Below are 14396 nucleotides of genomic sequence, written 5' to 3'. Positions count from 1 at the left end.
TGCCAGCCAAGATGTTGGTTCAGAATGCGCTGCCAGACCAGTCCGTTCGAAGCCAGGTGACCCCGATAACAAGGCCTGTGTTGAGAGCATTCGAAATTTGAAGAAAGTTGCCCTCTATGCAAACCATTGATCAACAAGAAGTCGCCCGTCACACCGCCTATGGCTCGCTGATTGAATCGCTCGCCCAAGGACTGCTGGAGCCCATTGAGTCGCCCCCGCGCGGGCACTTCAACCCCAACCATGACGCCAGTTCGGTGCTGGTGATGTCGGCCTGGAAGCCGCGCGGGGTGATGGGCGTGAAGATTGTGGCCATCTGGCCCGAGAACAACGCCAAGGGCAAACCGGCCGTGTCTGGCACTTATGTGCTGTTGTCCTGTGAAGACGGCACCACGCTGGCGGTGATGGATGGCACGGAGTTAACGCTGCGGCGCACGGCCGCCGTGGCGGCGCTGGGTGCCAAAAAGCTCGCCCGCCCCACCAGCCAACGCTTGGCGGTGTTGGGAACCGGCGCGCTATCGACCCACTTGGCCCTGGCGCACCACAGCGTGTTTTCCTTGACCGAGACCGTGATTTGGGGCCGCCATCTGGACAAGGCGCAAGCCGTGGTAGCTGAACTGGCCAAGCAAGGCGTGGCCGCCGTGGCCTCTACCGATTTGCAGGCCACTCTGGCAGCGACCGATATCGCCGTTGCTGCCACCACCGCGACCACCCCGTTTATTAGCAGCGACTGGGTGCAGCCCGGCACGCACCTGGGTTTGGTGGGCGCCTTCACGGCTGATATGTCAGAGGCAGAGCCGCAGTTGATGACAAAAGCCCGGATTTTTGTGGACACGAGAGAGGGCGTGATGCAAAAAGGCGGTGAGGTGTTGCAGGCCCTTCGTGCGGGGCTGATCACCGAGTCTGACATTTGCGGGGAGTTGAAAGACTTGTTGGCCCCTTCAACGCCCGCCACTGGGGGCTTGTCGGACCAGGAGATCACCATTTTTAAAACAGTCGGCTTTGCTTCCCAAGACTTGGTGGCCGCTGAACATGTGATGCGCTCACGGGCTCAGGTGACAGGCTGAGGCGTTTTTATATGCCAAATAGACCGCTAGCGCAGGCAGAACTTGGGCAGGCCACTCTCAAATCAATAGCGGTTTAGAGTTTGGCGAGTCGCTCTAGTGCGGCGTTCAAAGTGTCGTCTTTCTTGGCGAAGCAAAAACGAACGACGCGTTGGTCAAAGCCATTGCCATAGAAGGCGGACAAGGGAATCGCCGCCACGCCGACTTCAGCGGTCAGCCACTGGCAAAACGCCGATTCGTCCAGATCGCTGACGTCTGAAATATCGACACACTGAAAGTAAGTGCCTTCGCTGGGCAGCAGCTTGAATTTGGTATTTTTCAGGCCGTCGCGAAAGAGGTCGCGCTTGCGTTGGTAAAACGCGGGCAGGTCCAAGTAGGGCGCCGGGTTGGCCATGTAGCTGGTCAAACCGTGCTGCACCGGGGTATTGACCGTGAACACATTGAACTGATGCACCTTGCGAAACTCGGCCATGAGGGGGGCGGGCGCGGCCACATAACCTACTTTCCAGCCCGTGACGTGGTAAGTCTTGCCAAAGCTGGAGACGATGAAAGCCCGCGCGGCCAAGCCGGGAAAGCGCGCCGCACTTTGGTGCAACTGGCCATCAAAGACCATGTGTTCATAGACCTCGTCGCTGATCAGAAATACATTGGTGGGGGCCAGCAATTCCTGCAAGCTCAGCATGTCTTGTTCTGACCAAACCGTGCCGCTCGGGTTGTGGGGCGAGTTGATGATGATGGCGCGGGTCTTCGGGGTCAGAGCCGCTGAGATCTTGTCAAAGTCCGGCCGGAAGGTGCCGGGGGTCAACGGTACACGCACGGCCACGCCGCCGGCCAACTCAATATTGGGTACGTAGCTGTCGTAACAGGGCTCCAGCACGATGACCTCGTCGCCGGAATGCACGGTGGCCAGAATCGCTGTGATGATGGCTTGGGTGGCGCCGGCTGTGATGGTAATTTCGCTCGCAGCGCTGTAGGAATGGCCGTAGAGTGCTTCCAATTTGCTAGCAATCGCCGCACGCAGTGGCGCGATGCCTGGCATGGGCGGGTATTGGTTAAGCCCTTTGATCATGGCGGCGCTGACTGCCGTGACCAAGGTGGGGTCGCAATCAAAGTCAGGGAAACCTTGGCCCAGGTTGACTGCGTTTTTTTCGGCGGCCAAATTGGACATGACGGTGAAGATGGTCGTGCCGACATTGGGCAGGCGGCTGGTCAGGGTGGGAGTCAACATGCTCTTTACAGTTCGTAGTCGTCAACATGGCCTGACATCGCGCGGGCCACCAAATCACGGCTGAGGCGGTCACCCAGCAGTTCTGAAAATTTATACACAAAGTTGCGCAGGTAGGCCCCTTTTTTGAAGGCGACCCGGGCCACGTTCTGGCCAAATAGTTGGCCGGCTGGCCGAATCACCAAGTCGCTCTTGTCACCGTCAGCCAACACGTCTTTGACAGCCATTTCTGCGGCAATGCCCACACCCAGGCCCAGCCGCACATAAGTCTTGATCACGTCCGAGTCAATGGCTTCCAGAGCGATGCGCGGCTCCAGCTTGCGGGTGGCAAAGGCGTGGTCGATCTTGGTGCGCCCGGTGAAGGACGGGTGGTAGGTGATCAGCGGCTCAAGGGCAATGTCTTCCAGCGTGATATTTTCCTTGGCACACAGGGGGTGGCCCACGGGCAGCACCAGTACGTGTTGCCATTCATAACAGGGCAGGGTGACCAGCTCGCTGTAACCGGCTAATGACTCGGTAGCCACGCCAATCTCGGCAACTTCGTCAATCAGCATTTGGGCGACTTGAGAGGGTGAGCCTTGGTGCAGGCTGACGTTCACTTTGGGATAGGCCTGGCGCAACTTGGCCACGGGTTCGGGTAAAACGTATCGTGCCTGGGTGTGCGTGGTGGCGATTGACAGCGTGCCGCTGTCTTCGGCGCTGTACTGCTCGCCAATGCGCTTGAGGTTGCCCACTTCTCGCATGATCAGTTCAATGCTTTTCAGCACATGCTGCCCCGGCTCGGTGACGCGTTTGAGCCGTTTTCCGTGCCGTGCAAATATCTCAATGCCCAGTTCTTCTTCCAGCTCAATGATGGCTTTGGAGACGCCAGGCTGGGAGGTGTGCAGGGATTTGGCCGCTTCAGTGAGGTTCAGATTGCGGCGAACGGCCTCCTGAACAAAGCGAAATTGGTGAAGGTTCATATCGAATTTAAGCTAATGACGTCATTTATTATGCGTCATTGGCTATTTAGAGCTATGACTGAGGTGATTGCCTCAGTTCAACGCAATATGGGCCAGCAGTTCAACCACCCGAGGGTCTTCGCCCACCGCGGGTCGCAATTCAAAGTTGACGTGAGGAAAACGCTGCTTCAACTCAATCATCAACACCGGCAAGTCTTCACGCGCATGCCGTCCGACGCCCAAAAAAAGAGGCAGCACAGAGATGGTTTTCGTTCCCAGTGCCACCAGTTCAGCCGCGCTGGTCGCGATGTCAGGTTGCGTCAGCTCCAGATAGGCGCATCGCACTTGGCACGATGGGGTCGTTTGGCGCATATGTGTTGCGACCGCTTCAATCGGCAGGCGCCAAAGTGGGTCGCGGGAACCGTGTGCAAAGAGAATGGTGGCGCGGGTCATCGGATCGCTCATTGAATCGTCTTTCGTTTAATGTTTCTGTTAGCGACGGAGCACCAGCCATCCAAACGCCGTGAGGGACAGGACTGAGTAAATCATGCCCGGTAGCGCTGCCGTGAGCCACGGCTGCCAGTTTTGCAGGTTACCAATGTAGCCAAAGACGTTGTTCAGCAAAAAGAAGCTGATGCCGGCCATGACCCCGCCAAACACATAGGTGGCAATGCCGCCAGAGCGGAAGTGAAGATAGGCAAATGGCAGTGCCAGCACCACCATCACCAGGCAACTCAAGGGGTAAAAAACTTTTTTCCAGAACTCGATTTCATAGCGCTGTGCACTTTGGGCATTCGCTTGCAGGTGCTGAATGTATTGAAAAAGGTCAATGGTGCTCATGCGCTCAGGCTTGAGAAGGGCGGCAGTCACCATCTCCCGGCTGATGTTGTTGGGCCATAGCTGTGTGGCCGTCTCGGTGCGTTCTATCCGGGCTGTGTCGGTGTTTCTCGCTGGAAAGCTTGTGCGGTTGACTTCATTCAGGGTCCAGGCGTCGTCGCCCTCGACATGAGCTGAGCCGGCTTGGGTCAATGAACTTAAATAGCCTCGTGAGTCAAACTCGAAAATTCGCACATTGCGCAGGCTGCCGTCTGACTCCAGGCCGCCTACATTGACCGCGTATTGAGCGTTGGCTTGGCGCTCCCTCAACCAGGCGCCAGTTTGGCCGACGCTGATGCTTCCTTGAAACCGAGCTTTCAATAGTTGGCCGGTCCGGTCAGCGACAGGGGAAAGATAGTCTCCCACGGCAAATGTCAGCACCACAAAGCCCAGTCCCAGCACTAGCAGGGTTCGCAGGGCTCGCCATGGACCGAGGCCGCTGGTTCTCAAAATGGTGAATTCAGAGCTTTGAGCGAAGCGCGCCATGACAAAGATGGTGCCAATCAGCACCGCAATCGGCATCAATTCGTACAAGTGGCTGGGCAGCAACAGGGCGACAAAGGCCACAGCATGGACCAGGCGGTAACCCGCGTCCGCATGTCGGGCCAGTGATTGAATCTCTTCGACAAAGTCGAAAAAAATGAAGAGCGCAAGGAAGCCAATGGCCACGAAGGCCACAGAGGTCAGCACTTCGCCGTAAATCAGACGTCGAATGGTTTTCATGATGCGGTGCCGTCCTGATTGGATGCCCGTTGTTTGGACAGCAGGCGGCGCCAGTTCCAGTTGTTGTGCGCTTTGACAAGCCACAGAATGGCCAGCGTGAATGTGCCCCCGTGCAAAGTCAGCATGAGGGGGATGAGATCGTACCTGCCAGACGAAATCCAACTCTGGCCCAGACCGAGCAAGTTGTAGTAAAGGACAAAGGCAAACATTGCAAATACCAGGTTGGCGCTGCGGCCCACTCGGGGGTTGCCGCCTGAGATGGCAACGCCAATCACCAGAAAATTGATGGCTGCCAGGATCAATCCAAACCGCCATGACAACTCCGCTTGATTCAGCAGGGTGGGGTTCGTCAGCAATTGAGCGGTGGGACGAGTGTTGATAGGCAGGGGACCGTTGCCATCGAATACATCGACGCCGACTTTGGTGCCATATTCCTCAAACTCGCTGACCTTCAAGGATTGCGCGCCGACTTCGTTTTCAAGCCGCTGGCCGTTGCTCAGCATCAGGAATCGATCGTTTCCAACGGTTTCAACGCGACCACGGCGGGCGGAGGTGGTGGTTTGCTTGCCGTCTTCCGTGGTGGCAATGAAAACATTGCTGCCTGCCTGCGGGTTCAAGGGGTCTTTTTCGACAAAAAACACACGCTTGCCCCCAGCGGACTCCTGAAACTGCCCTGGCTCAATGCGTTCCAGATCCCCTCGGCGCTCGTACTGGACTTTCATGTCGTCAATGCGCTGGTTGGACCAAGGCAGCACCAGCAATGCCAGCGCCGCAATCGCCGCCAACACCGGCCAGGCAAACCGGAACATCGGGCCGAGCAAGCCCGTCAAACCCTGGCCGCTGGAGAACCAGATCACCATTTCACTGTCCCGGTACATGCGTGACAGCGCTGACATGATGGAAATGAAAAGACTCATGGTCAAAATCGTTGGCATATAGGCCAACACGGTGTATCCCATGACCAGCATGACATCCGACGGATTAAAGCTGCCGCGGGAGGCTTGGCCCAAGGTGCGGATGAGGGTCATGGTCATGACCACGGTCGCCAGAACGATCAGCGTCGCGCCAAAACTGCGGGCCAGCTCCTTGCGTATCGAGGAATGGAATAACATTGGTTGGGCAATCTGCGGGGCAGGACCGGTTCCAAGTTGGAGTTGGTCTTGTCCTAAACTAAATGGGAATCCTGAATTATGAACTTTGAAATCAAATCACTGAGCGTGGCATCTGCGGCACTTCTGAAAGCCGATGGCTTGATTGTCCTTCTATCTGATAGCTACAAGTCATCCAAAGATGAACTTCTCTCAGTTGTTGATCATGCGTTGAAAGCTGGTGATTTTGAGACCAAGGCGGGGAAATCTCTTTCCCTCTACCGAGCTGCAGGGTTTAGTGCGTCCAGGGTGGTTTTTGCGGGAGTCGGTGAGGGTTCGACGAAGGACGTGCGCCAAGCCATGGCGTCCGCCATGGGGCACTTTAAAGGCACCAAGGCCAAACAACTCGTGGTCTGTTTCGCCGATACCCCGACGGACCAGGCATTGAAGAGCGTGGTAACGGGCGCGGCTGAAGCCAGCTATGTGTACACCACCACCAAGTCCAAGCCGGAAGGCCGAGAGCTTCAACGCGTGCTGGTTGGTGTGCCAAAACTGGGCAAGCTGAAGAGTGTGCTGGACAGTCAGGCGGCGACGGTAGCCGGTGTGGAGTTCGCCAAAGAATGGGCCAACCGGCCCGCCAATTACGCTACGCCGACACTGTTGGCGGACGCTGCCCGTTCACTTGTCAAGTTCCCGAAGATCAAGTGCCAGGTGCTGGGGCCCAAAGAGGTGGAAAAGCTAAAAATGGGTGCCTTCATGGCGGTTGCACAGGGGTCAGAGCAACCCCTGCAGTTCATTGTCCTGCGCTACGAAGGGGCCGCCAAGTCGCAAGCCCCAACCGTGCTGGTGGGCAAAGGCATTACCTTTGACTGTGGTGGTGTGTCCATCAAACCGGCCGCAGAGATGGATGAAATGAAGTACGACATGTGTGGCGCGGCCAGCGTGTTGGGTGTTTTTAGGGCTTTGGGCGAGCTGAGCCCGGCCATCAACGTGATTGGACTGATTCCTGCATGTGAAAACCTGGTCAACGGCCGGGCGGTCAAGCCGGGCGATGTGGTGACTAGCATGAGCGGGCAAACAATCGAGATTTTGAACACGGATGCGGAGGGGCGGTTGGTTCTGTGTGACGCATTGACCTACGCTGAGCGCTTCAAGCCTCGTGCAGTCATTGACATTGCCACTTTGACGGGCGCCTGCGTCGTCGCCCTTGGGGCGGTTCGAAGCGGACTGTTTTCGAACGATGAGGGACTGGTTGCTGGCTTGTCAGAAGCCGGGGCCAACTCATCAGATCCGTGCTGGAGGATGCCGCTTGACGACGAATACGCAGAAGGCCTCAAGACAAATTTTGCGGATGTCGCCAATGTCGCTGGCCGTGCGGGTGGTGCCGTGACGGCCGCCAAGTTTCTGCAGCGCTTTACGGCGAAATTCCCCTGGGCTCATTTGGACATCGCTGGCACGGCTTGGAAAAGTGGCGCGGCCAAGGGCGCAACGGGCCGTCCGGTGCCACTGTTGATGGCCTACCTGACCGGCACAGGCAAATAAGAACATGGTTTCCCTTGACTGAAGTTGCTTTTCATTTCAATGCGCCAGACCCGGTGGCCTATGCCTGCCGTTTGTTGCGCAAGGCGGTCGGCGCAGGTGCGAAAGTGATCGTGACCGGTGCACCAGCCACCTTGAAACAACTGGATGGCGCACTCTGGGCGGTCTCGCCGACGGATTTTGTGCCCCATTGCCTGATGCGCGGTGACCCACGAGTGATTGCGGCTTCCCCCGTCATTTTGACCACGCGGGTCGACTCGGCGCCACATCGCGAGGTGCTTCTCAATTTGGGAGGGGCGATTCCTCAAGGCTTTGATACGTTTCAGCGGGTGATTGAAGTCGTCAGTCTTGATGAGGATGATCGTCTTGCCGCCAGGGCGCGGTGGGTTGAATACACACGGCTTGGCTACACATTGCGACGGCATGATCTGGTTTTGCAGGAGGGCGCTTGATGCGCACGCCTCCTCGTCACCTGCCCAGGTTTTTACCCACACTGACTGAGGTTGTCCGACCGTCGGACTTGCAAGGGGGTGTCCCGTCATTGCCGCCAGATTCAGATACTCTTGTTCAAACCCTGCAGGTGCAGGTGGATGCACTTGTCAAGGCGCGAGTCGCGCAGGAATTTGAGAGCCTGATTCGTGCGGTTATAGCCGAGCAAGCCATTTCCTTGTCGAGTGAATTGCAGATTCAGCTGCGCGAAGAAGTACGGAAGCTTGTGATTGAGGCCTTGTCTGCACATACTGATTCAAATAAGTTCAAATCATGACCCATTAGCGGCGCGGCTCGGTGTCTTCCCTATGTCTTTGCGGCAGAAATTACGTTATCGTATCGGGTGTGTAATTATTCATATTCACATTTAGTGTCCTCTTGATTTTCTAACTTGGAGTTTTTATGCATTTCAAAGTGAAAAGTACTTTGACAGTATTGGCTGCAGCCACTCTGCTGGTGGCTTGTGGTAAGAAGGAAGAGGCTGCTGCCCCTGCCGCCCCTGCGGCTGCACCTGTGGCCGTTGAGGCACCTAGCGCCGTTGTCAAAATTGGTCACGTCGCCCCAACCAGTGGCGCGATTGCCCATTTGGGTAAAGACAATGAAAACGGCGCCCGCTTGGCAATCGAAGAGTTGAACGCTGCTGGCGTCATGATTGACGGCCAAAAGGTCACGCTCGAATTGATGGCTGAAGACGACGCTGCTGATCCTAAGCAGGGCACGGCTGTTGCTCAAAAGCTGGTTGATGCGAAGGTCGCTGGTGTTGTGGGTCACCTGAATTCCGGTACCACCATTCCTGCTTCGAAGATTTACTTTGATGCAGGCATTCCTCAGGTCTCGCCTTCTGCGACAAATCCAAAGTACACACGTCAGGGCTTCAAAACAGCCTTCCGTATGGTGGCTGATGACACCCAGCTGGGCGGCACTTTGGGCCGTTACGCTGTGAATACATTGAAAGGCCAATCCATCGCCGTGATCGATGACCGTACTGCGTACGGCCAAGGCGTTGCTGAAGAGTTCAGCAAAGCTGTCGAAGCAGCCGGTGGAAAATTGGTTGCGAAGGAATTCACAACTGACAAAGCCACTGACTTCAATTCGATTTTGACCTCCATCAAAGGCAAAAAGCCTGATGTCATCTTCTTCGGCGGTATGGACGCAGTTGCTGGCCCCATGTTGAAGCAAATGAAGGCTCTTGGCATCAAAGCCAAGTTCATGGGTGGTGACGGCATTTGCTCAACAGAGCTGGTCAAACTCGGCGGTGATGCCATTGCGGACGACATGGTCTACTGCGCGGAAGCTGGCGGCGTTGAAGGCGAAGACAAGGTTGGAATGGATACATTCAAGACCAAGTTCAAGGCCAAGTACGGTTCTGACGTTCAAGTCTATGCCCCCTATGTTTACGATGCTGTGAACATCATGGTTGCCGCCATGGTGAAGGCTGGTTCCTCTGATCCAGTCAAGTACCTGCCTGTTTTGGCTGCTACGGCCGATTACAAAGGCGTGACTGGCCCAGTGACGTTTGATGAGAAGGGTGACATCAAGAATGGCGCGCTGACTCTGAAAACCGTTCGTGGTGGTCAGTTGACTACTCTGGCCGTGATTCGCTAATCAGCCAGCTGAGATGCCAGTCTTGGACTGGCACAAAGGAGCATCCCAAAAGGTGCTCCTTTTTTTCGTCAGTAAAAAGCAAGTGCAAATCCACGCGCGGCCAAGTTGAGTTTTTTGCGACTTAATTGTCGATGACTCAAAAATCCTCGTTTGGCTCGGTTAAACTAATGCTTGCTGGAACGGTGGATGAGCGGTTTAAGTCACACGCCTGGAAAGCGTGCGAGGGGTCAAACCCTCCGCGGGTTCGAATCCCGCCTGTTCCGCCAGTAAAAAGAAAACCCTGCATCAAGTGATTGATGCAGGGTTTTGCTTTTTCCGGGGTTTATTTGTTGGTTTGGATCATTTTCATGGCTGATGCCACAAGGGCGGAGACTTCGCTCATGTTGCTGGGCACGATCAGTGTCGTTGTCGCGTCTTCAGCGACCTTTGCATAGGCGTCAACGGCTTTCTCTGCCACCTTCAACTGAACGGCTTCAGCACCGCCTGGCTGGCGAATGGCTGCAGCGATGCGTTCAATGGCCCCAGCCGTGGCCTCTGCCACTGCAGTGATAGATTGCGCTTCACCCTGTGCTTTGTTGATCACGGCTTGCTTTTCGCCCTCAGAGCGAGCAATGAAGGCTTCGCGTTCACCAGTGGCAATATTGATCTGTTCTTGACGACGACCCTCTGACGCCGCAATCAAGGCGCGTTTTCCGCGCTCAGCGGTGATTTGCTGCTGCATGGCATGCAAGATCTCTTTCGGGGGGGTCAGGTCTTTGATCTCATACCGCAACACCTTCACGCCCCAATTCAGTGCCGCCTCATCGACAGCTTGCACCACCTGGGCGTTGATGATGTCGCGCTCCTCGAAGGTTTTGTCCAGTTCCAGCTTGCCAACAATTGACCGAAGCGAGGTTTGGGCCAATTGAGATATGGCCATGATGTAGTTGCTAGAGCCGTAGCTGGCCCGCATGGCATCGGTGACTTGAAAATACAAGATACCGTCGACCTGGAGTTGTGTGTTGTCTTTGGTGATGCAAATCTGACTCGCAATATCCAGGGGCACTTCTTTTAAAAGGTGCTTGTATGCGACTTTGTCGACAAAGGGAATCAGGAAGTTCAAACCGGGTAGCAATGTTCCCGTGTATTTGCCCAATCGCTCCACCACCCAGGCGTGTTGCTGAGGAACTACCTTGACCGATTGGGTGATAAAGATGACTGCGATGACGAGCAGTATTATTGCTATTTCCATTGATTACTCCATTTTTTACTATTGCTTCAAGCTTACGAACGTTTGACTATCAAGCGGCTGCCAACCACTTCGACAATACGATGGCGACCAACTGTGAGTGGCGCAGCATCCTCCGCTGCTGCCACGGTCCAATTTGCTCCTCTGTACTTCACAGTACTTGTACCATCTGGCCCCCATGCCTCGATTTGAATGGTTTCGCCAATATCCAAGTTTCCATTCTGACTGGTTCCCACAGACGCATCAGCAGGCTTCGACCGTCGATAGAGTCGCCACGCAATGACAGAACCGCTGCTAAAGATGGCCGCAACAACGAGCTGAAAAGTCATTGTGACGCCCGCATGGGCCGCCAATGCTGCAGCGATGAAACCCAAAGACAGCATCAGCAGGTAAAACGTACCCGTGAGCAATTCAGCGGCAACAATGATGCCGGCGAGCACCCACCAGACCGTTGACTCTGCCATGTCAGCTCCTTGTCTTGTATTGAAAAGGCCATTTTGTGTCAAAAAACACCGAGCTCAACAGTGATTCGGCGATAAGTCCTTACACTTCGCGCCTGTTTAGTATCATTTCCATTTGAGTCGTTGGAGTTCAACATGAAGTTTCGCTTTCCCATAGTCATCATCGACGAAGATTTCCGTTCTGAGAATACGTCGGGACTGGGTATTCGGGCATTGGCACAAGCGATCGAGTCGGAAGGTTTTGAGATTCTTGGGGTGACCAGTTATGGTGATCTCAGCCAATTCGCGCAACAACAAAGTCGTGCCAGTGCTTTCATTCTGTCCATTGACGATGAAGAATTTTCGTCACCTGGCCCAGACCTTGACCCCGTGGTGGTGAATCTGCGTCACTTCATTGAAGAGGTGCGCCGCAGGAACCTGGATGTGCCAATCTACATTTATGGCGAGACAAAAACATCCCGCCATTTGCCGAACGATATTCTGCGCGAGTTGCATGGTTTCATCCATATGTTTGAAGACACGCCGGAATTTGTGGCGCGGCACATCATCCGGGAAGCAAAGAGTTATCTTGAAGGCGTTCAGCCTCCGTTTTTTAAAGCGTTGTTGGACTATGCCGAGGACGGCTCGTATTCGTGGCATTGCCCAGGGCATTCCGGTGGCGTCGCCTTTCTAAAAAGTCCTGTCGGGCAGATGTACCACCAGTTCTATGGTGAAAACATGTTGCGTGCCGATGTCTGCAACGCGGTAGAAGAGTTGGGTCAATTGTTGGACCATGATGGCGCCATCGGGCAAAGCGAGAGGAACGCGGCGCGTATTTTCAATGCGGACCATTGCTTTTTTGTCACCAATGGAACCAGTACCAGCAACAAGATGGTGTGGCATCACACCGTTGCGCCGAACGACGTCGTGGTGGTGGACAGAAACTGCCATGTTTCAAACTTGCATGCGATCATCATGACAGGGGCCATCCCTGTATTTTTGAAGCCAACCCGGAATCATTTCGGCATCATTGGGCCTATTCCTAAAAGCGAGTTTGAACCAGCCGCCATCAAGGCGAAAATCAAGGCCAACCCCCTGGTCGCGCAGCATTTGCCTGATGTTGATGTCAATAAAATAAAGCCCCGGGTGTTGACATTGACACAGTCCACTTACGACGGCGTCCTGTACAACACGGAGACCGTCAAGAACATGCTGGACGGCTATGTTGACAACCTTCACTTCGACGAAGCTTGGTTGCCCCATGCTGCCTTTCACCCCATCTACGGTACGTACCACGCGATGGGTAAGAACCGAGTACGGCCGAAACACGCTGTGGTGTATTCCACGCAGTCGATTCACAAGTTGTTGGCGGGTATCAGCCAGGCCAGCCATGTATTGGTTCAGGACTCACAGACGGTTAAGCTGGACAAGCACCTTTTCAACGAGGCTTACCTGATGCACACCAGCACCAGCCCACAGTACAGCATTATTGCCAGCTGTGATGTAGCTGCCGCCATGATGGAGCCACCTGGCGGTACCGCGTTGGTGGAGGAGAGCATCGCGGAGGCACTGGACTTCCGACGGGCCATGCGAAAAATTGATAGCGAATACGGCGACGACTGGTGGTTCAAGGTTTGGGGGCCGGACAAGCTGGTGGAAGAGGGCATTGGCCGTGCAGACGACTGGATCATCAAGGGTGAGTCCGCCAAGGCCAAAGCGGGTGTCAACTGGCATGGTTTTGGAAAGATGGCAACCGGCTTCAACATGCTGGACCCGATCAAGTCAACCATCGTGACACCTGGCATGGATTTGAAAGGCAAGTTCGCCAAGACGGGTATTCCAGCCAGTATCGTGACCAAGTTTTTAGCCGAACATGGCGTGGTGGTTGAGAAAACAGGCCTCTACAGCTTCTTCATCATGTTCACTATCGGTATTACAAAAGGCCGCTGGAACAGCATGTTGACTGCACTGCAGCAGTTCAAGGATGACTATGCCAAAAACCAACCCATGTGGCGGATACTGCCAGAGTTTTGCCAGAAGTCACCCAAGTACGAAAAAATGGGCTTGCGTGATTTGTGCCAACACATTCATCAGCTCTATGCCAAGTACGACATTGCGCGTTTGACAACTGACATGTATCTGAGTGATTTGACGCCAGCCATGAAGCCTAGCGACGCTTATGCGCACATCGCTTTGCGCAAGACCGAGCGAGTGGCCATTGATGACCTGGAAGGGCGGATCACCGTTGGACTGGTGACACCCTACCCGCCGGGTATTCCCTTGTTGATCCCGGGTGAGGTGTTTAACAAGAAAATTGTGGATTACCTCAAGTTTGCACGCGAGTTCAATGGCCAGTGCCCTGGGTTCGAGACTGACATTCACGGGCTCGTAGAGGAACTCGGCGAAGATGGCAAAAAGCACTATTTCGCTGACTGTGTTCGCACTTAAAGGCGAACTGGGCGGTCTGACTTAAACAGGAACAGCGTCCTTGGTTCAGGACGCTGTTCGAGGATTACTGGGTTCCAAAAATGCGGTCGCCTGCATCACCCAGGCCGGGCAAGATGTAACCGTGATCGCTCAGCTGCCGATCAATGGCTGCCGTGTAGATGGCCACATCAGGATGGAGCTTGTGCATCGTGGCAATGCCCTCGGGGCAGGTGAGCAAGCAGAGAAACTTGATGGACTTGGGCTTGAGCTGCTTCAAGCGAGTGATCGCTGCAGCGGCTGAGTTGCCCGTGGCCAGCATGGGGTCAACCACCACAATGTCCCGCTCTTCCATGTCCTTTGGCATCTTGAAGTAGTACTCCACGGCCTGCAGGGTTTTAGGGTCACGGTAGAGTCCAATGTGGCCGACGCGGGCGCCGGGTACCACAGACAAAACGCCGTCCAGAATGCCATTGCCTGCGCGAAGAATTGAAACAAAAACCAATTTTTTACCGTCAATCATCTTGGCGGTCATGGTTTCAAGCGGTGTGTCAATCACAACGTCCTGCATGGCCATATCGCGGGTGACCTCGTAGGCCATCAACATACTCAACTCGTTCAACAAGCGGCGAAAACTGTTGGTGCTCGCTTCTTTTTTTCGCATCAAGGTCAACTTGTGCTGAACCAACGGGTGATCGATCAAGTGAACTTGGGGTGCGTCCGGGGTGCTCATGAGAATTCCTTTTCAAACGGGGGG

14 protein-coding genes and 1 tRNA gene are annotated in these 14396 nt (G+C 55.0%); 7 read left to right on the top strand and 8 right to left on the bottom strand.

Annotated features, from left to right (window positions below):
• Positions 1 to 116: 116 nt before the first annotated feature.
• Positions 117 to 1064 (top strand): hypothetical protein, encoded by a 948-nt coding sequence (locus tag J8G15_RS05200; protein WP_210546479.1) that lies wholly within the window; start codon positions 117 to 119, stop codon positions 1062 to 1064.
• Positions 1065 to 1137: 73 nt separating this feature from the next.
• Here J8G15_RS05200 and J8G15_RS05195 read toward each other — a convergent pair whose 3' ends face one another.
• The 5 genes from J8G15_RS05195 to lptF form a co-directional block, all read right to left on the bottom strand.
• Positions 1138 to 2289: a pyridoxal phosphate-dependent aminotransferase gene (locus tag J8G15_RS05195; protein ID WP_210546478.1), complete on the bottom strand. Its 1152-nt coding sequence runs from the start codon at positions 2287 to 2289 to the stop codon at positions 1138 to 1140.
• 5 nt (positions 2290 to 2294) lie between these two features.
• Positions 2295 to 3248, bottom strand: coding sequence for a CysB family HTH-type transcriptional regulator (locus J8G15_RS05190; protein ID WP_210546477.1), 954 nt, complete (start codon positions 3246 to 3248; stop codon positions 2295 to 2297).
• A 72-nt stretch (positions 3249 to 3320) separates the two neighbouring features.
• Complete coding sequence (locus J8G15_RS05185; protein WP_210546476.1) at positions 3321 to 3692, bottom strand: sirohydrochlorin chelatase; 372 nt, start codon at positions 3690 to 3692, stop codon at positions 3321 to 3323.
• 27 nt (positions 3693 to 3719) lie between these two features.
• Entirely contained in the window at positions 3720 to 4826 is a 1107-nt protein-coding gene (gene lptG, locus J8G15_RS05180; protein ID WP_210546475.1) for an LPS export ABC transporter permease LptG, read from the bottom strand.
• Positions 4823 to 5938, bottom strand: a complete 1116-nt coding sequence (lptF, locus tag J8G15_RS05175) for an LPS export ABC transporter permease LptF (protein WP_210546474.1) — start codon at positions 5936 to 5938, stop codon at positions 4823 to 4825. The genes lptG and lptF overlap by 4 nt, the downstream gene beginning before the upstream one ends.
• 78 nt (positions 5939 to 6016) lie before the next feature.
• Between lptF and J8G15_RS05170 the strand changes: the two genes are divergently transcribed.
• From J8G15_RS05170 to J8G15_RS05150, 5 genes are all read left to right on the top strand, one after another.
• The gene (locus J8G15_RS05170) at positions 6017 to 7456 is read left to right on the top strand and encodes a leucyl aminopeptidase (RefSeq protein WP_210546473.1); all 1440 of its coding nucleotides are present in this window, start codon (positions 6017 to 6019) and stop codon (positions 7454 to 7456) included.
• Positions 7457 to 7470: 14 nt separating this feature from the next.
• Positions 7471 to 7905 (top strand): DNA polymerase III subunit chi, encoded by a 435-nt coding sequence (locus tag J8G15_RS05165; protein ID WP_210546472.1) that lies wholly within the window; start codon positions 7471 to 7473, stop codon positions 7903 to 7905.
• Complete coding sequence (locus tag J8G15_RS05160; RefSeq protein WP_210546471.1) at positions 7902 to 8219, top strand: hypothetical protein; 318 nt, start codon at positions 7902 to 7904, stop codon at positions 8217 to 8219. The genes J8G15_RS05165 and J8G15_RS05160 overlap by 4 nt, the downstream gene beginning before the upstream one ends.
• Before the next feature lie 125 nt (positions 8220 to 8344).
• Positions 8345 to 9547 carry a branched-chain amino acid ABC transporter substrate-binding protein gene (locus J8G15_RS05155; protein WP_210546470.1) on the top strand — a complete coding sequence of 401 codons (1203 nt, stop codon included), beginning with the start codon at positions 8345 to 8347 and terminating at the stop codon, positions 9545 to 9547.
• A gap of 176 nt (positions 9548 to 9723) precedes the next feature.
• Positions 9724 to 9813 (top strand) — tRNA-Ser (locus J8G15_RS05150).
• Between the two features lie 56 nt (positions 9814 to 9869).
• Here the strand turns inward: J8G15_RS05150 and J8G15_RS05145 are convergent.
• The gene (locus tag J8G15_RS05145; RefSeq protein WP_210546469.1) at positions 9870 to 10778 is read right to left on the bottom strand and encodes an SPFH domain-containing protein; all 909 of its coding nucleotides are present in this window, start codon (positions 10776 to 10778) and stop codon (positions 9870 to 9872) included.
• Between the two features lie 32 nt (positions 10779 to 10810).
• Positions 10811 to 11239: an NfeD family protein gene (locus J8G15_RS05140; protein WP_210546468.1), complete on the bottom strand. Its 429-nt coding sequence runs from the start codon at positions 11237 to 11239 to the stop codon at positions 10811 to 10813.
• A gap of 132 nt (positions 11240 to 11371) precedes the next feature.
• On the opposite strand from J8G15_RS05140, the gene J8G15_RS05135 reads away from it, so the two are divergent.
• A complete protein-coding gene (locus J8G15_RS05135) occupies positions 11372 to 13663 on the top strand; it encodes an arginine/lysine/ornithine decarboxylase (RefSeq protein ID WP_210546467.1) in 2292 nt (763 codons plus the stop codon).
• 64 nt (positions 13664 to 13727) lie between these two features.
• Here the strand turns inward: J8G15_RS05135 and upp are convergent, their stop codons facing one another.
• Positions 13728 to 14372, bottom strand: a complete 645-nt coding sequence (gene upp, locus J8G15_RS05130) for a uracil phosphoribosyltransferase (protein ID WP_210546466.1) — start codon at positions 14370 to 14372, stop codon at positions 13728 to 13730.
• Positions 14373 to 14396 lie beyond the last annotated feature (24 nt).

Source organism: Rhodoferax sp. PAMC 29310, from assembly GCF_017948265.1.
Classification (GTDB): domain Bacteria; phylum Pseudomonadota; class Gammaproteobacteria; order Burkholderiales; family Burkholderiaceae_C; genus Rhodoferax.
Note: the sequence above shows the minus strand (reverse complement) of the source record. Positions and strands in the feature narration are given on the sequence as shown.